Annotated in this window: 1 protein-coding gene; it reads left to right on the top strand. The window is 70.5% G+C overall.

What is annotated here, in order from left to right; translation table 11 throughout:
* Nucleotides 1-5 precede the first annotated feature (5 nt).
* On the top strand, nt 6-278 hold a 273-nt coding region (locus EN874_RS33485; protein WP_281061473.1), incomplete at its 3' end, for a DUF5801 repeats-in-toxin domain-containing protein.

The following is a 278-nucleotide window of genomic DNA, read 5'->3' as shown; positions in this document are numbered from 1 at the left end:
TGTCACTGACGGTCGACGAGACGACCTTGGCCACCAATGCGACGGCGAGCTTCGCCGGAGCCTTCACGCCGAACTCCGGCGCCGATGGTCCGCTGGACGCCGACCACAATGGCGTGGCGGATGCCGGTGCGGTGACCTATGCGCTGGGCTTCAACGCCGGCTCGACCGGATTGGTCGATACGGCGACCGGCCAGGCGGTGGTGCTGAGCCTGGAGGGCGGCCAGGTGGTCGGCCGGGCCGGCGCGGGCGGCGCGATCGTGTTCACGGTCTCCACCGAT

Origin of the sequence: Mesorhizobium sp. M1D.F.Ca.ET.231.01.1.1 (assembly GCF_003999155.2) — a bacterium.
Taxonomy (GTDB): domain Bacteria; phylum Pseudomonadota; class Alphaproteobacteria; order Rhizobiales; family Rhizobiaceae; genus Mesorhizobium.
Note: the sequence above shows the minus strand (reverse complement) of the source record. Positions and strands in the feature narration are given on the sequence as shown.